This is a genomic window from Nocardia brasiliensis ATCC 700358 (assembly GCF_000250675.2).
Lineage (GTDB): Bacteria > Actinomycetota > Actinomycetes > Mycobacteriales > Mycobacteriaceae > Nocardia > Nocardia brasiliensis_B.
This window is the reverse complement of the sequence record NC_018681.1, coordinates 4,089,493-4,108,915: the sequence shown is the minus strand read 5'-3', so window position 1 is coordinate 4,108,915 and position 19,423 is coordinate 4,089,493. Positions and strand designations below refer to the sequence as shown.

At 65.7% G+C, this 19,423-nt stretch carries 20 protein-coding genes; 13 read left to right on the top strand and 7 right to left on the bottom strand.

The window, feature by feature from the left end; genetic code table 11:
• Positions 1–233 precede the first annotated feature (233 nt).
• Together O3I_RS18530 and O3I_RS18525 are read left to right on the top strand one after the other, a co-directional pair.
• Positions 234–2,315: a hypothetical protein gene (locus tag O3I_RS18530; RefSeq protein WP_014984488.1), complete on the top strand. Its 2,082-nt coding sequence runs from the start codon at positions 234–236 to the stop codon at positions 2,313–2,315.
• 23 nt (positions 2,316–2,338) lie between these two features.
• A complete protein-coding gene (locus O3I_RS18525) occupies positions 2,339–3,319 on the top strand; it encodes a hypothetical protein (protein ID WP_014984487.1) in 981 nt (326 codons plus the stop codon).
• 50 nt (positions 3,320–3,369) lie between these two features.
• Here the strand turns inward: O3I_RS18525 and O3I_RS45565 are convergent, their stop codons facing one another.
• Complete coding sequence (locus O3I_RS45565; RefSeq protein WP_167829153.1) at positions 3,370–3,525, bottom strand: hypothetical protein; 156 nt, start codon at positions 3,523–3,525, stop codon at positions 3,370–3,372.
• A gap of 633 nt (positions 3,526–4,158) precedes the next feature.
• Here O3I_RS45565 and O3I_RS18515 point away from each other — a divergent pair.
• The gene (locus O3I_RS18515; protein WP_014984485.1) at positions 4,159–4,785 is read left to right on the top strand and encodes a peptide deformylase; all 627 of its coding nucleotides are present in this window, start codon (positions 4,159–4,161) and stop codon (positions 4,783–4,785) included.
• A 31-nt stretch (positions 4,786–4,816) separates the two neighbouring features.
• Here the strand turns inward: O3I_RS18515 and O3I_RS42725 are convergent, their stop codons facing one another.
• Together O3I_RS42725 and O3I_RS18505 are read right to left on the bottom strand one after the other, a co-directional pair.
• Positions 4,817–5,869: a JmjC domain-containing protein gene (locus O3I_RS42725; protein ID WP_237748330.1), complete on the bottom strand. Its 1,053-nt coding sequence runs from the start codon at positions 5,867–5,869 to the stop codon at positions 4,817–4,819.
• A 134-nt stretch (positions 5,870–6,003) separates the two neighbouring features.
• Entirely contained in the window at positions 6,004–6,537 is a 534-nt protein-coding gene (locus O3I_RS18505; RefSeq protein ID WP_141691776.1) for a hypothetical protein, read from the bottom strand.
• Positions 6,538–6,652: 115 nt separating this feature from the next.
• On the opposite strand from O3I_RS18505, the gene O3I_RS44860 reads away from it, so the two are divergent.
• The 3 genes from O3I_RS44860 to O3I_RS18495 all read left to right on the top strand — a co-directional run bounded on the left by O3I_RS44860 (position 6,653) and on the right by O3I_RS18495 (position 8,451).
• On the top strand, positions 6,653–7,006 hold the full coding sequence (locus O3I_RS44860; protein ID WP_014984482.1) for a hypothetical protein: 354 nt from the start codon (positions 6,653–6,655) through the stop codon (positions 7,004–7,006).
• A 19-nt stretch (positions 7,007–7,025) separates the two neighbouring features.
• Entirely contained in the window at positions 7,026–7,337 is a 312-nt protein-coding gene (locus tag O3I_RS18500) for a hypothetical protein (protein ID WP_141691775.1), read from the top strand.
• A 631-nt stretch (positions 7,338–7,968) separates the two neighbouring features.
• Complete coding sequence (locus O3I_RS18495; RefSeq protein WP_014984480.1) at positions 7,969–8,451, top strand: DUF3558 domain-containing protein; 483 nt, start codon at positions 7,969–7,971, stop codon at positions 8,449–8,451.
• Positions 8,452–8,552: 101 nt separating this feature from the next.
• Here O3I_RS18495 and O3I_RS45560 read toward each other — a convergent pair whose 3' ends face one another.
• Complete coding sequence (locus O3I_RS45560) at positions 8,553–8,708, bottom strand: hypothetical protein (protein ID WP_167829152.1); 156 nt, start codon at positions 8,706–8,708, stop codon at positions 8,553–8,555.
• Complete coding sequence (locus O3I_RS18490) at positions 8,705–8,914, bottom strand: heavy-metal-associated domain-containing protein (protein ID WP_014984479.1); 210 nt, start codon at positions 8,912–8,914, stop codon at positions 8,705–8,707. Before O3I_RS18490 ends, O3I_RS45560 begins: the two co-directional genes overlap by 4 nt.
• A 298-nt stretch (positions 8,915–9,212) precedes the next feature.
• On the opposite strand from O3I_RS18490, the gene O3I_RS18485 reads away from it, so the two are divergent.
• From O3I_RS18485 to O3I_RS18470, 3 genes are all read left to right on the top strand, one after another.
• Positions 9,213–10,580: a PepSY-associated TM helix domain-containing protein gene (locus tag O3I_RS18485; protein ID WP_424769584.1), complete on the top strand. Its 1,368-nt coding sequence runs from the start codon at positions 9,213–9,215 to the stop codon at positions 10,578–10,580.
• Positions 10,577–11,185, top strand: a complete 609-nt coding sequence (locus O3I_RS18480) for a DUF5134 domain-containing protein (RefSeq protein ID WP_041562697.1) — start codon at positions 10,577–10,579, stop codon at positions 11,183–11,185. The genes O3I_RS18485 and O3I_RS18480 overlap by 4 nt, the downstream gene beginning before the upstream one ends.
• Before the next feature lie 262 nt (positions 11,186–11,447).
• A complete protein-coding gene (locus O3I_RS18470; protein ID WP_014984476.1) occupies positions 11,448–11,651 on the top strand; it encodes a hypothetical protein in 204 nt (67 codons plus the stop codon).
• A gap of 403 nt (positions 11,652–12,054) precedes the next feature.
• On the opposite strand, the gene O3I_RS18465 is transcribed toward O3I_RS18470, so the two are convergent.
• Positions 12,055–14,649: a cation-translocating P-type ATPase gene (locus O3I_RS18465; RefSeq protein WP_237748329.1), complete on the bottom strand. Its 2,595-nt coding sequence runs from the start codon at positions 14,647–14,649 to the stop codon at positions 12,055–12,057.
• A 307-nt stretch (positions 14,650–14,956) separates the two neighbouring features.
• Between O3I_RS18465 and O3I_RS18460 the strand changes: the two genes are divergently transcribed.
• Genes O3I_RS18460 through O3I_RS18450 form a run of 3 tightly spaced genes read left to right on the top strand, consistent with a single transcriptional unit; the run spans position 14,957 to position 17,133 of the window.
• Positions 14,957–15,871, top strand: coding sequence for a universal stress protein (locus O3I_RS18460; RefSeq protein ID WP_014984474.1), 915 nt, complete (start codon positions 14,957–14,959; stop codon positions 15,869–15,871).
• Between the two features lie 42 nt (positions 15,872–15,913).
• Entirely contained in the window at positions 15,914–16,786 is an 873-nt protein-coding gene (locus tag O3I_RS18455; protein ID WP_014984473.1) for a universal stress protein, read from the top strand.
• An 11-nt stretch (positions 16,787–16,797) separates the two neighbouring features.
• Positions 16,798–17,133, top strand: coding sequence for a spore germination protein GerW family protein (locus O3I_RS18450; RefSeq protein ID WP_014984472.1), 336 nt, complete (start codon positions 16,798–16,800; stop codon positions 17,131–17,133).
• 21 nt (positions 17,134–17,154) lie between these two features.
• On the opposite strand, the gene O3I_RS18445 is transcribed toward O3I_RS18450, so the two are convergent.
• The gene (locus O3I_RS18445; RefSeq protein WP_014984471.1) at positions 17,155–18,858 is read right to left on the bottom strand and encodes a SulP family inorganic anion transporter; all 1,704 of its coding nucleotides are present in this window, start codon (positions 18,856–18,858) and stop codon (positions 17,155–17,157) included.
• Positions 18,859–18,982: 124 nt separating this feature from the next.
• Here O3I_RS18445 and O3I_RS18440 point away from each other — a divergent pair, with 124 nt between their 5' ends.
• Positions 18,983–19,417, top strand: coding sequence for a hypothetical protein (locus O3I_RS18440; protein ID WP_014984470.1), 435 nt, complete (start codon positions 18,983–18,985; stop codon positions 19,415–19,417).
• Positions 19,418–19,423: the final 6 nt, after the last annotated feature.

The window sequence follows — 19,423 nt, the reverse complement described above, 5'->3', positions numbered from 1 at the left end:
CCGGCCGCTGACCATCGGTTTCGCCGCCGCTCGACTGCTGGCCCCCGCGCGTTCGTTTCGCGGCCGCCGTGTATGTGATGTGACCGGCGAATGCGGCCGAACGCGGGAATGCTGCGGAAATGAGGTAGTCCAGTACTCGTGTGACCCCCTCCTCTCCGCTCCACGATTGTTCTGGGCGGGGTGAGGAGGAACGACATGACGAAATCTCGAGTGCACGACAGCAGGCGGATGTCATGACCGGTATCCCCACGCAGTTCGCGATCGCCGATCTAGTGCTGGAAGCGCGGCGCGCCGCAGGAATGCCCGTCCCGGCGAGCGGTGATATGCCGTTCTTCTATTTGGGTGCCGTCGGCGCGAAACTCGGCGACTTCCTGCCCGCGCGAACAGAATTCCGTGCAGCCGAACCGAACAGCCGGGTCTTCGCCGCCTGGCTGCCCATCCTGGGTCTGCTCGCCGGAACACCCGCCATCCCGGGTACACCGGCCACCCCGACAACACCGGCGACCCCGGGAACACCGGCCGTCCCCGGTCTCTACGCGAACCTATCCATGCTGAGGCAACGGCTCGACTGGATCAGGGTGCTGACCAAGCAGGCCGACCTCCCGGCGAAGCTGGAACTCGCCGCAAACCTCGACAAGATCGAGGAACTAGACGGCACCATCACCGCAATGCGCACCCAGCTCGCGACGGTGGCGACCCTGGCACCCACGTTCGCCCTCGTCGTCCGTAGCGTCGGCGGCAGTGCAACCACGCCTGCCGGTCAGCGGTGGAAGCTACGGCCAGCCCGGCGATGGCGCGCTCGGGATACCTTGCACGGCAGCAAGACCGGGCTCTTCCTCACTGAAGTCCGCAGGCGGGCGGACGCGAGTGGCGACAGCAGGCTGCGGGCGTACGCGGACGGGATGATGGTCGCCTACGCCGCGCAGGCGTGCGGCAACCCGTTCCTCAACGGCATCGTCGGCGCTCCACGACGCAATCATTGGTGGCGGCACCAGTGGCTGTCGAATTATGTCGACACGTGGGTGTGGGGATATGTGGAGAAGCGTCGTCAGATTCGTGCGGCCGGAGCCGAGATCGTCTTCAACTCCGGTGGGAACGTGCCGAATCCGACTCTGCCGACCTGGGATAACGTCTGCTGCGCCGAACTGCACCGGCGCATCACAATGGGCGGCATCGATCAGAATTCTGTGTTCGCCGCGATCAGCGCCGGAACGCCGCTGCCACCCCGGCTGCCTGCCGCACTGATCACCCTCTGGTCGGACAGCTACCAAGCCGCCTACGGCACACCGGCGGCCGGGCTCGGTATCGACGCGGCGGGCATCCAGAGCGCGTATTCGCTGACCTGGCTCACCCTGTGGATGTCCACCTCGACCGGCTTCCTCAGCTGTCATCCGCCGGATCAGATCAACCTGCCCGACAGCTGTGGTTCCCGGCCGGACTGGGTGGCCATCGATGGTTCGGTGGTGCTGCCCGGCGGCACCGTCATCAGACCGCCGCAACCGTCGACCGGTAGCGTCTCGGCGCTGGAGACGGCCAGCGCCATTGCCGCGGCGGTGCTCGGCATCGCCAACTACGCGATCGGTAATGTGGCAGGCGGAGCCGCGATGCTGGCTGGTGCCGTCGCGCTGCTCGACGACGCCACCCCGCCCGACTGGGACAAGCTCAGCTGCCACGCCGAGTGGCTCGCGGTCTACTTCGCCAACTTCGAGAACGCCTTACGTGACCTGCTGGTCACCGCAGCATTGGTGCCGCCCTACACGGTGCAGTTGCCGCACAACGAGATTCAGCTCACGCCGATGGGCGGTGGCCAGGTAGTGCCGCCGACGGCCGCCCTCAATACCTGCCGTAGCAGGTCCGGGCTCGAACAGGGTTACCCTCGTTCCGTCTGGTCGCAGGCACCCGCGAATCCGAGCAACTGGACCCAGTACCCGACCGAACCCGTCGAAACACCGCGCCAGGTCTCGTATCCGGCGAATGCAGTGTGGCCCTTGCATTTCGTCGACGGCTGGACATTCACCGACAACAACGACGGGACATACACCTCGACCCAGGTGAACCCCCTAGTGCGCCGGAACATTACGCCCGCGCTACTCAGCGCCCAGGAGTGGCAGGAACGAGCCGACCGAGCGGTCAACGGAAACAGCCTCGAACGCGGGTTCGGCAACGCCGTCGACAACGCCCTCGCCCTGCTGTCCGCCGACCCGACGATGAACTTCCTGGACTGGGACCTGGACGCGGACCGCGGCATCGGCTGGCCGACGTGGACGTGGCGCGACCCCTCGGTACAGCCCGGCACGATCGAGCTCGAGCCATGACGCTCGAAAAGGACGGTACGACAATGCAAGAACACGACGACGAGCATCCCCCGCTGCAACCTGGTTCCAAGCTCGTGCTCGGATATGACTACTCCGATACCGGTGACGGACGCCCGCTCCCCTACGGAACCGTTTACTACTGTTCACCTTTCATCGCGCTGTCCACCACCGATCCGGTGACCGGCTGGGTACCACCCGATACTCCGGCAACCCTCACCGCGACTGTGCAGAACTTGTCCGGCTTGGGCACAGCTTTGGGCACAAAGCTGAACTTCTATTACGCCAGACCGAGTCTGGGCGCCCTGACCGACATCACGTGGATCGGTCAATCGAAACCGAAGCCGCTGCCGCCTGGCGCCGCGGAAACCATGGAGTGCACAACACCGTGGACACCGAGGTTGGATTTCGGTACCCATCAATGCCTGCTCGTGCATGCCGAAAGTCTCGAAGAGAAGGTCGAATTCCCCTGGCGGGCCGATCTCGATCGTCACGTTGGTCAACGAAATCTGGTCGTCGACCCGCCCGCGACCGAGGGCACCAAGATATTGACGGTCACCAACCCGTTCGACTTCGACGCAGTGACCTGGCTGACGCTGCGCAGCTGGCGGATCAATGGGTTGACCCCGCAGCTCACGCATGCGTTGGGAACAACTCTGGCAGACCTGTGCACGCACGTCGACGACCCGAAACGCCGTCGTCTGCTGCTCCGGTACGACGTCGAAGTCAGCGCAGGCGAACCGATCGGCGTCCACTTCGAAGGTTTCGGCAACGACGAGCCATTCGAGCCATTCGACGACCGAACCACCGAACAGCTGTTCCGGCGCCGCGGCGAGAGCTTCGACAGTCATGTGCTCGCGGAATCGACGCTCGCCCCGGGGTGCAAACGCGACGCCGTCTTTCACGTGGCGAGCCCGCGTGACGGGGCCATTTATGTACATCAGCTCACCCAGGTGATCGACGGCATCGAGATCGGCGGCTACACGGTCTTCGCCTTATCGGACTGACCCGGCGGCGTCGCCCCGAGTGCACGATGCAAACACTGTTGGCGCCGGCCTCACTCGTAAGCGGCTGTCCGCCTCGGATCGTGTGGCATCGGCACCGCGCAGACGACGGCAAGATCGACCAGGTACGGAAACCGTTGCGCAGCAGTGGTGATCGCGTCCGAGCAACGTTCTTGCTCGGTCAGCAGCGCGATCGCGCCGAGTGCCACCCACAGCACGACCTCGGTACGGAAGCCCCAACCCCGCAGCGATCTTGGGGCAAGCCTGCGAAAACACAAACGCCCCGGTCCACAGACCAGGGCGTTCGCGACTGCCGCGAAATCAGAGCGGCGGGAATCCGGACGAGCCGGTGGCCATCCAGTTCCAGAACATCGCCGCACGATTTGCGAGCAACGCGACAACGTCGAGAACAACGCTTCCCATAAAACTTCCTCACATCCGACAATCTCCAGTGCAGCGCCCAGGGTATCGGATCGGCGTGCCGCCGACCGGGCCGCGAAGCGCCGAGCCCCGGCCGCTGACCATTCAGATCGCCGAGGTGCCGCCGTCGACGGCCAGCTCCATACCGTTGACGTAGGACGAATCGTCGCGGGTATCGTGGCCGCATGAGCGAGAGCAGGGCATCAACGACACCGGCATGAACCAGCCCCCGCACGTGGCCGAGGTGTCGAAACGCACTGCGTACCGCACGGGCTGCTTGCCGCTTTCGACAAACCACCGTCGATACCGGCGGATGAGGTGACACCGCTGTGCCCGTTCATCGGGCGCCGAGCCGGCGCCATCGCCGCTGTCCTCATCGACCGCGCCCTCCCCGCAGAACCACCAGGACCAGAAAGGCCGCAATGAACGTCACCGACATGGTTGCCGAACTACTGGACAAGTATCGAGGCGGCGTCGCCCCCTTTGCCTCGATGGGTGATCCCGTGCTGCGCCGGCCCGCCGACCCGGTCACCGGACAGATCGACACCACCGTGCTGAAAGAGCTGAGCGAGCTCATGCTCGCGACCATGCATGCGACCCGCGGCGTCGGACTGGCCGCCCCGCAGATCGGAATCCCGTTGCAGATCGCCGTGATCGGCGACACCGCCGAAGTTCCGGCGGAGATCGCGACGGCGCGAAAACGAATCCCGGTGCCCGACTTCACGATCATCAACCCGTCGTACACCGCGGCAGGCGACCCGGTCAGCTTCTACGAAGGCTGCCTCAGCATGCCCGGCTACCAAGCCGTCGTCCCCCGACCCGAAACCGTTCAAGCCGAATACGACGACCTCGACGGCGTGCGTCACGTCGAACGAATCACCGGCTGGCCCGCCCGTATCTTCCAGCACGAAACCGACCATCTCGCCGGCACGATCTATATCGACAAGGCGCTCACCCGGTCGCTGGCGAGCAATGAGACGTACCTGTCGCGGTGGACGCAACCGACACCCGTCGACGCTGCTGGGGCACTTGGCTTTTCACTGTCATAGCACGGGAGGAAGGCAGCAGGCTCGGGGTGGGTCAGGCGACGGAAGTGCGGCGGATGAGCCTGGATTGTTCGAGGGTGGACAGGAGTTGCCGGGCGGCTATTTTGGTGAGGGCCGGGGTGATCCGGAGAAGGTCGGTGACATCGAGAACGGCCCCGGTGGGCAGGGCGGCTATCCAGAGCAGAGCGGGGAGCAGGTCGCGGCTGACTCGGGTGTGCGAGGACCGGGTTTCGCGGAAGCTGTAGGCGGTGACAGTGATTCGGGCGGAGGTTTCGTCGACGGCGTCGATGCCGAAGCCGCACTGGCCCGCTCGGACGAAGGTCGTCGCCGGTTCCACCGGATGCTCATCGAGCGCAGGACGGAATAGGTCGGCCGGATCGAGGCGGCCCAATGCGTCACCGACGCCTGCGATATCGGCAGCCAGTTGCGTTGCGGCAGTGCCGGTATCGCCGAAGTCGTACATCGCTCCCCGCCAGTGTTCGTCACGTAACAACTCACTCTTCAACGCGGCCAACAGCAGTTCGACACGCAACGGCGTGAGTAGCGCGAGATGTAGCGAAATCGAGTCGCCGGCGGAGTTGGTTTCGTGCCAGTAGCCGCGCGGGAGGTGCAGAACCGATCCCGGCTCCAGCACGTGTTCGGTGACGCCGTCCGGTATTTCCTCGGGCGGCAGCGCGGACGCGTAGTTACGCAACAGTGGGGAAACCGTCTCCAACGTCGTCCAACCGTCGAGTGGCGCGGGCGCGAACGCGTTGGGTGCGATCCGCCATGTCTTGCGGCCGGTGAGCTGGATCGTGATCACGTCGATCGCGTCGAAATGCGCCCGCGTTCCACCGCCCGCACGACTGCAGAACAACTGACATTTGACCGCGCCGGGCGCCAGCCGGAACGCTTCGGCGGTCTCCCGGACGAACGGCGCGAACTCCGGAATCGCCCGATACAGCAGAGTCGTACCGGCCGCGTAGAAGCGGTTCGCGGTCGCCGCCTCGATGGGCGCGGAGCCGAGCCTGCCGTCGAGATCATGGAACCAGGCATCCACGGTGACACCGGGTTTGGCGAAAACATCCTCGATCCCATTGATACCCACCGCGTTCCGTACTCGTTCGACCAGTTCCGGGCGCGGCGGTCCGGCAAACGGGCGTCGACCGAGAAGGGAGCCTGCGAACTCCTCCAGCGAGTGTGGTGCGAACCATTCAGCCAGCCCGAGCGTGCGCACACCGCTCATTGCGCACCCCATCGTTCGAGCGGATCCAGCCTGCGCTCAACCGCATCGGACTGCTGATCGCCATTCCATCGATCGAGCGGCTCGAGCATCCGCCCCGCCACGTCGCCACCCCATCGATCCAGCGGATTGTTCGCCCACCGCTGCAGCGGTTCGAGTTTCGCGGTGAAACTGGACAGCCCCTCCGCACCCGAGACCGTCAACGGACCGATCACCGCACTCGTCTCGGCGACCGGCCGGAACTGCGTTAGTTCGCCGCCGAAACCGACAACCGGCTCCGGCGGGTCGATCGGTCCGCGATCTGCCGAATCCCCGGCGATGCCGGTACTGACAGTGAAGGTCAGCGACCCGACAGCGGGTTCGTCAACCGGCTGAGCGTTCGGCGAAGGGTCCTCGATGGGGTCTGCAACTGATGCCCGTTCCCCCGCAACGACGTAGTGAATCGCAGGCGGCAGATCCGGATTGTCGATCATGTGAAACTCCTTGCCACAGAATTCAATTGAATCCTTGCCGCGAACCGCGAATTCGTACACCACCTGGTCCGCTGACCGGACCGATAGTCGGTCAAACGTCCGATACTGCGCGCGACTTCGAACCCGTAGCGTCAGTTGGCATTACACGCGTTTCCCGACCGCAAAGGAGTGACAGATGCGCAAACGGGTAGAAGATCTCGCATCCAATGTCCGAAGAATCGCCGTCACGGGTATCGCCGCGACCGGCCTCCTCTTGGGCGGCTTGGTCGTGGCTGGACCAGCACACGCTGGGGAGCTGGGCGGGCTGGACCTGATGCGGGTGTGCAAGGCACAGAACGGCAATGACGCATGGTGGGTGCCGGAGCTCGTTCCACCCCGCGGCCCCTACAACTGGCGTTGCTACAACGACCGGATTCATCAGGCACGCGGTATCGATATGAATGGCGGCTGCCGAATCCTCTATGGGAACGGCGCCTACGCCCGGCTGCATGACAGCAGGAACCCCTATGCCTGGCGCTGCTGGCGTTGACCCCCGGGAGGAAACAACCATGTACACAAGGCTTTTCGCGCGAATGTTGCTCGCGCTCACCCTCAGCGGTGGTGCGCTCATCGCCGGGGCCGGCGGAGCAGCGGCCGCAGCGCCAGTCGACATGCATGTCGCGTGCCAAGTCACCTACGGGCAGGTCGGATGGCGTGCCACCCTGGCCTACCCCCACCTCGGTGGGTGGGGCTGGCGCGGCTACCTGGTGGGCGGCGGCGGAGCCCTCAAGGGTGTCGACATCGAGAAGTACTGCCAGACGATCTACGGACTGCACGCTCGCGGCGGCTCCACCGCCTACAACTGGCGCTGCGACTACTGACCCGCCAACGTGATATGCACACTGTGCGCACGCCTTAGCAGCTGGTCGAACAGCTCAATGGGTACGGTTTCATCAACGTCGTTTATGCCGGGAAGGCACCTGATACCACCGTCCACAATCATCCATACACGACAATCCGAGGATTCGCCAATGGCTCACGGCGTGACTACTACCGAGACCCGAACGCACCCACAGCGAACAGCCTCGTCCCGGGCGGCTCGGCGCTGGTCACCGACGATCACGGCGCGATCTTGATGCAGCGCCGAGTTACCGGTGGCCAGATCCAAGTCAGCGACGAATCGACCGCAGTCCGGTTCATCAGCCTCACGGAGTCGGCGAAGAACGCGAAAGGATCCCGCCGGGGCGGGCGCGCCACCGGATCAAACATGGTGACTTTCAACGACGTCGGCAGTGCTGGCTGATGTAACGCCCCGGCCCCCGTAGACGTCAATGTGTTTGAGGGCCGGTCGTTTCGGTGCACTGCTGCGAGGGATCGATGCACTGGTCCGCTATCTGTTCATCGCGGAGGTCGGACATGAATTCGAATCACCTATCGTCGCTGCGAGCGATCCGAGGCCGCAGACCGAGCACGAAGATGCGACACCGAGCCATGCCGGTAGCTGTGGCGACCATGGTCGCCACGAGCCTGATTGCGTGCGGCGCCAACAACAACGAGATGCCGAGAAGTCCTGTGACGTTGTGGAATCCGTGCACCGAGATCTCCGACGATGTCCTCCAGTCCGTCGGCCTCCGCCCTGCGACCGAGGACAGCGGAATCACGCGACCGCTGCACTCCAGGCAGGAAATCTGCCGTTGGGACGCGCCTCGGTACGCCTACACGGTGACGGTGTACTCCACAGCCGAAACTGTGACCGAAACCGAACTGGAGCCGACACTCGTCGAATTCCAAGACGTGACGCTCGCAGAGCGCGCAGGGCGGCAATTCAGGATCGCCGGCGATTCCAAACCTTTCGGTTGCAACGTCGTGTTTGCGGCCGAACAGGGTGGATTCCAGATCCGCGTCTTCATCGATCCCAGCCTCGTCGAACGCGAAAACCCTTGCCAACGCCTGGATCTGGTCAGTCGATCGATCGTGCCGATACTACCGCGATAGCGCTGCCCCGCCGACCATCTGGCGGTGGTGCGCCATTCACGGGTGCTCAGCGGCGCCGAGCGTCGCTTACCTCGTTCCCTGCTACAGCACGATTGCGGACATCAGTCGGTATGACCGTGTTCGGTTCCGGGATGTTGCGGCGTCGGCTCGTCGATCGACACCGCGTGCCCGGCCAACCATGCCACCACGAAGACCACGATCAAGACCAGGAGAAATTGGACGATCCGAACCCAGGCCGGGAACCGGCCGACTTTCACGCCTGCGCCAACTCGTATCCGGCGGCCGCCAGCGCGGCACTGACCGATTGAAGCGACACCGGCGCTTGCTCGGTCACGGCGACGGTGCCGGAGTCCAGGTCCACCCGGACGTCACCTACGCCTTCGACGTCGGTCATTGCTTTGGTCACCGCGGTCACGCAGTGCGCACAGCTCATTCCGGTCACCTTGTACACGACTTCACCCACGACAGGTTCCTCCCAGCTCGACTCGGTACGGCCACGACTCGATACGTCGCCCTACCCCAGGAGTCGTTGCCGAACCGCTTCCAGTTCCCACCACCCCGATGGCCTTGCTCGCAACCAGTCCAGGTCCGCACGGCTCGGCGTTCCGTCCTGGTCACGAACATTACTCGCCCCTACGTCACCCCCGAACGGAAACAACATGTCCCGTGGGAACTTTCGGCGAGTCCGGTCCGACTATCTCTGCACGGAGTGCGGATGAGGTGCACCCGGAGAGTAAGGAGCCGGCGGGATGGTCGATCAACTGGCGGAGACGCCGCGCGAAGGCGACAGCAAACAACCTCCCCAGCCCACCGCCTGGGCGCGATGGCGACCGGTGCTGTTACGGCTGCACTTCTACGGTGGTGTATTGGTCGGGCCGTTCATCCTCATCGCGGCCGTCACCGGCCTGCTGTACACGTTCACACCACAGCTGGACGGGATCGTGTTCCGCCATGAAGTGACCGTCGACGGATACGCCCCCCAGACACGCAGCCTCGCCGACCAGATCGCGGCGGCGCGCACCGTTTACCCGGACGCGCCGATCACCAGCGTGAAGCCGCCCACGGTGGCCAGCGAGACGACCCAAATCGCTTTCGCGACAACGGATGTCGCGCTGGACTACACGCGCACCGTGTTCGTCAATCCCTACACGGCACAGGTGCAGGGCACCTTGACCACCTACGGGCAGTGGCTGCCGATCCGGGCATGGTTCGACGAGATGCACCGGACCCTGCACCTGGGTGTGCCCGGCCGGTACTACAGCGAGATCGCGGCGAGCTGGTTGTGGGTGATCGCACTGGGCGGCCTCGCCATGTGGATCGCGCACGCGCGCCGACGCGGTGTCCGCGGCCTCACGATTCCCAACCGTACCGGCACCCGCACCGGCTCGCGTGCGCGGATCTTGAATTGGCATGGCACGGTGGGCGTTTGGATCGTCATCGGACTGCTGGGATTGTCGGTGACCGGACTGACGTGGTCCCGATTCACCGGTGAACACGTCGAGACACTGCGTTCACAGCTGAGCTGGACCACACCGTCGGTGTCGACGGCATTGCCGGAGGCGACCACCGAGACCACCCTCGATCCCGCGGCAAGCGCCGACACCGTCCTGCGCAGCGCCCTCGACGCGGGGTTGCAGCCGCCGCTGTGGATGAAACCGCCCACCGCGACCGGTACCGCATGGCAGGTCTATGAACGTAAACGCGACCTCCCGACCCGATTCGACGCAGTCGCGGTCGACGGCCGATCCGGCGCGATCGTGGACGAGAGCCGCTTCGCCGAGTGGCCGCTGATCGCGAAGCTGACCAACTGGGCCATCGACGCCCACATGGGCCTGCTGTTCGGGCTCGCGAACCAGATCGCGCTGGCCCTGCTGGTCGTGTGCCTGATCACGGTGATCGTGCGCGGCTACCTCATGTGGTGGAAACGGCGCCCCACCCGAGGCGGATGGCCGACCGCGCCACGCCGCGGCTCGCTGGCGGGCCTGCGCCCCGCCGAAGCCGTCGTCGCGGTCGCGGTACTCGCCGGAATCGGCTGGTGCGCACCGCTGTTCGGCATCACCCTGGGCGCGTTCGTCCTGGGCGACGTCGTCGCCGGCGAACTGATCCGGCGACGGAAGCAGGCGGCATGATCACCGACCCCTTCGTGTGCTGGGCCGTCACCGTCGGGTTCATGGTGACCGCGGTGTTCTGGGCGACCCGGGCCGCTGCGCGGTCCGCGACCGTTCCGGTCCGGATCACCGGCCTCCTGCACGTGGTGATGTCACTGGCCATGCTCGCCATGGTGTGGCCTCGGCTACCGAGCGTCGCCACGGTCGTGGGCACGACGTTCTTCGCCGTCGCGACCGCGGTGTTCGCCGCACTGCTCCTCGCGCGCCGAGAGCACCGGCTCGAACACGGCTACCACGCGCTCATGATGGCCACGATGGTGTGGATGTACGCCGTGATGGACTCCTCGATCGTTGGCAGCACACCCGTGACCTCCGCCGACGGCTCGATGAACATGGGCGGCGGCGTCACCATGTCCATGCCCGCGACGATGTCGATGCACCTGCCCTCCTGGGCCGGAAACCTGAACCTGGCCGTAGGCCTGTGCTACCTCGTGCTGGCCGCGATCTGGGTCGCCCACACCTATCGACGCGCCTCCGTGCACGACCTCACCCACCGCCGCCTCGGCGCGATGCACGCGCTCATGGCAGGCGCGACCGCGCTCATGTTCCTGTCCTACACCGGCTGAGTTCCTGGACAACGTCAACCTCGCAGTCCGGATCACCTCCGAACCAACCGCCCGACTCTCCCGTCGGCGCGGCGCCCGTGCATCTGCTCCGCGGCGCCCCCCACCACCTGCATCCCTCGGACCGAGCCATCGTCCGGCGGATGCAGCATGATCCCGACGCGGGAAGAGCCTTCGGCCCTGCTGGCCGGTTGTATCGCGGAAGTCGCGCGGGCGGTCTCAAGAATGTGCAACATGGCGTCAGCGTTCCAAATCCGAGGCCCTCGTGGACGACTACCTCGAACTGCCAAGCGAAGACCAGGGAGCAGTCGTGCGACGGATGCAGCGCGACCTCGACACCGGCCGAGCTTTTGGCATAGTCCGCCTGCTCACCAGAACTGGCGACTACGAACCGTTCGACGTCGTCGCCAAACTCATCGTCCTCAACCGCTCCACGACAGCGGCACTGATCACCGTGCGAAGGGCTTGATCGGGCCATGATCTGGCTCTGTTTGCGGCGCCGCGTGGACTCGGGAATGGATCGACAGGTCAGGTCGTGCTGATACGTCGGCTTCCATCCAGGCGGAACCTCTTGGATTTGCCAGGTTTGGCCACAACAGGTTTCGTCACCGTGAAGTCCGACGAACCTCGGGGCTCGACGTGCGGTTCACGTACATGACACTGTCCCACCATGACGCCAGTGGGCTCGGATCCGGCCAGTCCACCCGCTCTTGGCGCAGATCAGTCGGATATTTCGTAGTCGAGTCGATCATCGGGTCCTCCTGGGTACAGCCGCTGTAGCTGGCAGCGTCCATGCCGTCGTGTCCTTCCACGATCGCTTGTCGCGCCGGCACCTCACAGGGGCCGAAAGTCCACGGCCCGACCCCCGGATGTCACCCGGGCGCTACACGCGTGATCCGGCCCTTCCCTCGCCCTGCAATCGGGTGCCTCGCACGGTCGATCGAGCGGTCCAGTCGAACTCCCGCATAGCCCAGCACCGACACTGCGCAGACGGTGGCAAGATCGGCAACGTTCAGTGGCTCGGTGCCGAGCAGTCCGCGCAGCGGCGGTAAATACAGCCCGGCCAATTGCAATGCGAAGGCGCCGGCGACAGCGGCAGGCAACAGCGGGTTGGCCAGGGTCCACGGACGGGTACGGGAACCGAGTGCCACGCCCAATTGGGTTGCGCCCAAGGCGAAGAACGCCATGCTCTGCCAAGGACGCTCGGTGTGGTACGCCCACACCGCGACGCCCAGGGTTACCACCGTCAGGAGCACACCGATGCGCAGCACGCGCTGCCACAGGCCCGCGCCGAGAATGCTCTGGGTCGGTGGTCGCGGGGGTTGCGACATGACGTCCCGGTCGGCCGGCTCGCCACCGAGGGCCACCCCGGGCAGACCATGAGTCAACAGGTTGATCCACAGGATCTGCGCGGGCAACAACGGCAATGCGAGCCCGAGAAGCGGCCCCGCGAGCATCACCGAGATCTCAGCGACACCACCGGACAATCCATATACGAGGAAGCGCCGGATGTTGGCGTAGACCCGGCGTCCTTCCTCGACGGCGGCGACCACGGTACCCAGGTCGTCGTCGGCGAGCACCAGGTCAGCCGCCTGCCGCGCGACTTCGGTGCCGCGCCCGCCCATCGCTACGCCGATGTCCGCGCGACGCAAAGCGGGGCCGTCGTTGACACCGTCCCCATTCATCGCCACCACCTGCCCGTCGTCGCGCAGCGCTTGGATGATGTCCAGCTTCTGACCGGGGGTCGCTCGCGCGAACACGGTGCCGGTCGTCAGATCGGACGGTGTCAGATCGCGGCAGTCGATCACCGGCTCGGCGGCACGAATGATGTCCAGTTCGGTGGCGATCGCGTGTGCGGTGCCGGGATGGTCGCCGGTGATGAGAATCGGCCGTATGCCCGCCCCGCGGCACGCGGCCACAGTTCCCGCGGCGTCGGTGCGGGGCGGATCGTAGATCGCGATGAGGCCGAGCAGAGCCAATCCATGTTCGGGATCCCGATCCGGTCGCGGCTCGGCCGCATCGTCGCCCTGCGCTACCGCGAGCACGCGAAAGCCTTGCCGCGCAAGGTGTTCGGCTTCCCGTAGCGCTTGCCGCAGCAGTGCTGGTTCTTCGTGCAGCACCGCAGGTTCCAGCACCGACTCCGGTGCACCCTTACAGATCACCCGATACCGGCCGCCGGGCAGCCGGTGCACGGTGCTCATCCGTTTGCGTTCGCTGTCGAACGGCCGTTCCGCATATCGCGGGGTCTGCCGCTCCAGCTCGTCGCGATGAAGTCCTGCTTTTGCCGCCGCGGACAGCAGCGCGATCTCGGTGGGATCACCGTGCGCGGCCCACTCGCCGTCCTCGTCCACGAACAGCCTGGCGTCGTTACACATGGCTGCCGCCGCCAGCAGGTCGCGCACAGCAGGCACGTCATCTCTACCCAGAACCGTTGCACCCGATCGCACTTCGCCGTTGGGCGCGTATTCGGAGCCAGTGACGGTAGCCCGAGCCACCGGAGTCCAGAGTTCGTGCACGACCATCCGCCCCTCGGTGAGCGTGCCGGTCTTGTCGGTGGCCAGGACCGTCACCGAACCCAGGGTCTCTACTGCGGGAAGCCTGCGGATCAGCGCATGCCGCTCGGCCATCCGCCGCGCGCCGATGGCGAGGCTCAAAGTGACTACAGCGGGCAGTGATTCGGGCACAGCGGCAACGGCCAAACTGATCGCCGTCACCACCATCAGTTCCACTGGCTGTCCGCGAAGCAGTCCCAACACGAGCACGACAGCACACAGCACCACTGTCACACCGGCCAGTAACCGCCCGACATCCACGAGGCGCCGTTGCAGCGGCGTCGGTTCGATAGGCCGTTTCATCAGGTGCGCGATCCGGCCGGTCGCACTCGCCCCGCCCACCGCCGTGACCTGCGCTCGGCCGCGGCCCTTCACGACAACCGTCCCCGCGGACAGCGCCGGATCAGCAGCAACATCCTTGTCTACCGGAATCGACTCCCCGGTCAGTGCCGACTCGTCCACAAGCAACGCAGTCGCTTCTACCAGCACCGCGTCGGCCGGCACGATATCGCCCTCGCTCAGCACCAGCAGGTCGTCGACCACCACATCCGCCGCGTCGACCTGCCTCTGGGCACCGTCGCGGACCACCCGGGCAACCGGCGCGGTGAGCCGCGACAACGCCGAAATCGCCCGATCGGCCCTTACCTCCTGGCCGACCCCGACTGCGGTGTTTACCACGACGACCGCGAGGATCACCGCCATGTCGGTCCAGTCGGCGGTCACCGCGGTCAATCCGGCCGCCAGCAGCAGGACCACGATCAGTGGATCCCGGAGCTGACCGAATACTCTCTGCCACAGTCGAATCGGCGCGGGCTGCGGCAGTAAGTTCGCGCCGTCGCGGGCCAACCTTTCGGCGGCTTCGCCGGAGGAAAGGCCAGAAGTCGCGTGTGGCGTTGTCTGCGCACCGATTGTCACGGATCGAGCAGATCAGAATCGCCAGGCCCGCGAGTAGAGCCGCAGGGCCTTTCTGGCGAGGGCACTTCGTTCGCAATCGTAAGTTGTGACTGATGGACCTCGCGTGGGAGCCGGATTGCTCTACAGCCCAACACCGTACGCATCGACAGTGGATACACGCGATTCAATCCCTATCGAGGAGCCACCATGGACTGGCCCACCGCCGCCGTCATCATCGCCGTTGTCATCGCGCTGATGGTCATCGTTTCGACCTATCAGTCCACCCGGAAGCGTTGACCGAGCCGGATCACCTGAAGGGCGAAGCGCAATGACCGTTCAGCACAAAGAAATTCCGCACGAATCCGTCGCCGCGGCCGTAGTCGTCGGCGCCGACGGTTCCCCGGCGTCGGAGAGGGCTGTCCGCTGGGCGGCCGATATCGCGGCACAACGGGGACGTGATCTGCGTATCGAGCACGGCCTCGACCTGGTCGCGGTTCGCGCGGTCCTCGGCAACTACGAAATCATGTCGCCCGCTGTCACCGACACGATGCGGGCACACGGCGAGCAGGTGCTCACTGCCGCCGCCGAACTCGCGCACTCGGCGCATCCTGATCTCACCATCGCGACCGAGCTGTCCGAAGCCAATCCCGCCGAACTCCTGATCGCCCGTTCGAAGACGGCACACATGGTTGTGCTCGGTACCACCCCTGGCGTCGGCACCTTTGCCCACCTCGGTTCGACGCTGCTCGCCGTGACCGCACACGGGCACGGCTCTGTCGTGGTGGTGCGCGGTACCGAGCCGGAGGCACGCACGTCCGGTCCGGTCGTGGTCGGTGTCGACGGCAGTGCCGTCGGCGAGGCCGCGATCGGCGCGGCGTTCGCCGAGGCCTCGCTGCGTGGTGCCGAGCTCGTCGCGGTGCACGCGTGGAGTGACCTGTCTGCCGGCGAATTCGCGGGTGTGTCCTACCTGGACATACCCGTCGCCGATCTGGACGTCGCCGAGAACGCCCTACTCGCCGAACGACTCTCGGGTTGGCAGGAGAAGTTTCCGGACGTCACGGTCACACGAAAGGTCTATTCCGCAGGGCCGCGCAAACACCTCGACGAGTGGTCCGAGTCCGCCCAGCTGATCGTGGTCGGCAGCCGGGGACGCGGCGGGTTCCGCGGCCTGCTGCTCGGCTCGACCAGCAATTGGCTTGTGCAGCATGCCCATTGCCCCGTCATGGTCGTGCACCCCGAATAACCCGTTCGACAGCGCATTCCGCCAGATAGCAAGGAACTCACCATGTCCACCGAGCACACCAGACCGATCGTCGTCGGCGTCGACGGCTCCGAACCAGCGCTGGCGGCCGTCCAGTGGGCGGCCGCCGAAGCAGCTCGGCTGCATGCTCCTTTGGAGCTGCTGCACAGCACCGGCGTCCCCCTCGACTACCCGCCCACCATCGAATACCTGCCTTTCGACGCCGAACGATACCGTCGGGAGGGCGCCCAAATTCTCGACAAGGCAACGAAACTCGCGACCGACCTGTTTCCGCCGGACCGGACTGCGGAAATCGCCGCGCGCGTTATCGACGGCCCACCGATCCCTACCCTGATCGCCCGTTCCAAGGAAGCCAGGATGGTCGTGGTCGGCACCAACGGCATGGGCGCACTGGGGCGCGGACTGCTCGGCTCGGTGAGCACCTCGATCGCCAGGCACGCACACTGCCCCGTCGCCGTCATCCCGGCGGCCGCCGCCGACGCGCCGGACCGCAGCGGACAGCCGGTGGTGGTCGGTATCGACGGCTCGCCGAGCAGCCTGCGTGCGGTGGCGATCGCCTTCGAAGAGGCGTCGAACCGGGGCGTCGGCCTTGTCGCGGTGCACACCTGGTCCGAATTCTTCCGCTACAACTCCCGGGCCGACATGCAGCAGGAAGACGAGGAACTGCTCGCCGAATGCCTCGCCGGATACGCCGATCAGTACCCCGATGTGCAGGTGCGCCGGGTCGTCGTCGAGGAGCGTCCCGCACATCGTCTCGTCGCGGAAGCCGCGCACGCCCAATTGATCGTCCTGGGCAGCCATGGCCGCGGCGGGTTCGCCGGCATGACCCTCGGCTCGGTCAGCCAAGCCGTCCTGCACGGCGTCCACATCCCGATCATCATCGCTCGAACGAAATAGGTGAAACCACAATGAAAGCTACAGATGTCCTGGCAGCGGCGACCGATTCGATGAAAGCCGGCCGCGTGTTCGCCGAACCGGTGGAGCGCAACGGCACCACCGTGATCACGGCCGCAGCGCTGTCCGGCGGCAGCGGCGCAGGCGAAGGGTCCGACAACGAAGGACAACAGGGTTCCGGCGGCGGATTCGGTCTCGGGGCAAAGCCGGTGGGGGCCTTCGTGATCAAAGACGGTCAGGTGGCCTGGCAACCGGCGATCGATATCAACCGTTTGATCTTCGCCGTCGGAGTCGTCGCGGTCACCGCACTGATTGTCGGTGCTCGCATCGCACGGGCCTACGTGGAATAACGCTCCGGCTCTTTCGGAACATTACGACTCGGGCGGTCCGGCGTGCTGGTCCGCCCGAAAAGCCGCGATCGCCGTGGGCAACGTCGGGTAGAGCCGATCCGCACCGATCGCACCGGTCAGCCCGGACGCATCCAGATCGTCGCGCAGGTCCTGTTTGACCCGCGCCATCGCGAACACGATGCCCTGCGCAGCCAGATCGGCACGCAACTGCTCGACCGCGTCGAGTGCGGTCAGATCGACTTCGACGTTGGCCTCGGCATTGAGGACGAACCAGCGCACCGGTGCCCCACTCTGCCGCTCCCATGTCTGTACCGCGGCCAGTGCCCGCCGATGGAAGTCCTCTGCGTTCGCGAAGCAGAGCGGGGCGTCGTACCGGTAGATGACAAGTCCGGTAAGGGGTTTCGCCGCCGGATAGTCGTCGATGTCGTGCATGCCCGCGAGTCCGGGCACGAATCCGAGAATGGCGTCGTGGCCGCGGGCGATGCGCCGCAGCAGATCGAAGATCGACAAGGCGATCGCCACGAGCACGCCGTAGAGCACACCCAACGCCAGCACCGCGGCGACCGTGCCGAGCGCCAGCAGCAATTCACTACGTCGAAATCGGGCGATCCGCCGGAATTCTGGCACATCGACAAGTCGTAGCGCCGCGTAGATCACCAATGCGCCGAGTGCCGCAGTGGGAAAGGCGGCGAGTACGCCGCGTGCGCCGAACAATACGACGAGGATGCCGCAGAGCGCGACAACGGAATACAGCTGGGTCCGCGCTCCCATGACATCGGCGATCGTGGTTCTGCTGCCACTGCAACTCACCGGAAATCCGTGCGTCAAACCGGCCGCCACGTTGGTCGCGCCCAGCGCGGCGAGTTCGGTATTGGCGTCCACATGCTGACCGTGGCGAGCGGCGAAAGCTCTTGCGGTGAGAGCATTGTCGGAGAATCCGACGACTGCGATACCCACCGCGGGCAGCAGCAGCGCTGCCACGTCGGCGAAGGCGACCCCGGACAGACCCGGCACGGGGATACCGGAGGGAACCGTACCCACGACTCGAATCCCGAAGCGCTGCAATGAGAATGCGGCCACGACACCGGCCGAGAGCAACACGGCCAGCAGCGGACCGGGTATCCGGGGTGTGCGCCAGGCCAGCAGCAACAGTCCACCGAGCACGGATACCGCCAGCAGGCTGGTCTGCCAATGCCACTGATCGAGGTGGCGGACGAACGAGCGTAGTTGCGCGAACAGGGATTCGCCCTCGACCGAGATCCCGGTGACTCGCCCGAGTTGGCCCGCGATCATCATGCCCGCCGTCCCCGCGAGATAGCCCACCAGCACCGGCTTGGACAACAGGTCGGCCAGCACCCCGAGGCGGGCCGCCGAAGCCGCCAGGCACAGCCCACCGACCAGTAGGGCGAGTACCGCGGCCAACGCGGCGTATCGATCAGGGTCCCCCAGAGCGAGCGGGGCCAGCGCCACTGCGGTCAGCAGAGCGGTCGTCGATTCCGGTCCCACTGACAGCTGCCGAGACGTAGCCAGCAGCGTGTACACGGCCAGGGGCCCGATCGCTGACCAGAGACCGACCACCGGCGGCAAACCCGCCACCGTCGCGTAAGCCATCACCTGTGGAATCAGATATGCGGCGACCGTGACGCCGGCGACCACGTCGGACCGCAGCCACGCCCGTTGGTAACCCTCGAATTGCCGGAGCCCCGGCAGCCATCGTCTCAACACTGTTCCAGCATTGTGCACGGCGCACCGCCGCTGGACGGCGAAAGCCGCCGAACACGACTTCCGGCCCGGTGACCGGGGCCATCGGGCCCTGCCGCGCAGCGGCCCGCGGGCGAAGAGTAAGTGAATGGTACTCACTACTTACGTACGCAAAGCCGGCACGTTGCAGACCACGGTGTGCCTGGTGTCCGGTGTCGTCGCGATTTGGGCTTTCGCCGGATCGCTCGGCCTGATCACCGGGGTGATCGGTCTCGGCGCGGACCTCGATCAACGACTCCCATTCCGCAGTCCGGTCTTCGGCGGCCTCATGCTGGCCGTCGTTGTCGGCCTGCCGATGACCGCGGCCGGTGTGCTCGCGGCCCGAGACGACGAACGGACACCGATCTTCGCGATGGTGGCAGGCCTGGCCCTGATCGGCTGGATTGCGGTGCAGATAGCGGTAATTCGCGAATTCAGTGTACTGCAACCGATCTGTGTGCTCCTCGGCCTGATCGTCCTCGCTGTGGGCGCTGTGCAGTTCCGGGTCGGTCACAGGCATAGCAGCGAACCGAAACTTTCTTGAGGAGAA

Bases quoted from the DNA above. Each gene is read 5' to 3' on its own strand.
- O3I_RS44860 (WP_014984482.1), top strand. From the start codon at position 6,653: ATGCGCAAACGGGTAGAAGATCTCGCATCCAATGTCCGAAGAATCGCC.
- O3I_RS18455 (WP_014984473.1), top strand. From the start codon at position 15,914: ATGTCCACCGAGCACACCAGACCGATCGTCGTCGGCGTCGACGGCTCC.
- O3I_RS18500 (WP_141691775.1), top strand. From the start codon at position 7,026: ATGTACACAAGGCTTTTCGCGCGAATGTTGCTCGCGCTCACCCTCAGC.
- O3I_RS18460 (WP_014984474.1), top strand. From the start codon at position 14,957: ATGACCGTTCAGCACAAAGAAATTCCGCACGAATCCGTCGCCGCGGCC.
- O3I_RS18450 (WP_014984472.1), top strand. From the start codon at position 16,798: ATGAAAGCTACAGATGTCCTGGCAGCGGCGACCGATTCGATGAAAGCC.
- O3I_RS18495 (WP_014984480.1), top strand. From the start codon at position 7,969: ATGGTCGCCACGAGCCTGATTGCGTGCGGCGCCAACAACAACGAGATG.
- O3I_RS18525 (WP_014984487.1), top strand. From the start codon at position 2,339: ATGCAAGAACACGACGACGAGCATCCCCCGCTGCAACCTGGTTCCAAG.
- O3I_RS18530 (WP_014984488.1), top strand. From the start codon at position 234: ATGACCGGTATCCCCACGCAGTTCGCGATCGCCGATCTAGTGCTGGAA.
- O3I_RS18515 (WP_014984485.1), top strand. From the start codon at position 4,159: ATGAACGTCACCGACATGGTTGCCGAACTACTGGACAAGTATCGAGGC.
- O3I_RS18440 (WP_014984470.1), top strand. From the start codon at position 18,983: ATGGTACTCACTACTTACGTACGCAAAGCCGGCACGTTGCAGACCACG.
- O3I_RS18480 (WP_041562697.1), top strand. From the start codon at position 10,577: ATGATCACCGACCCCTTCGTGTGCTGGGCCGTCACCGTCGGGTTCATG.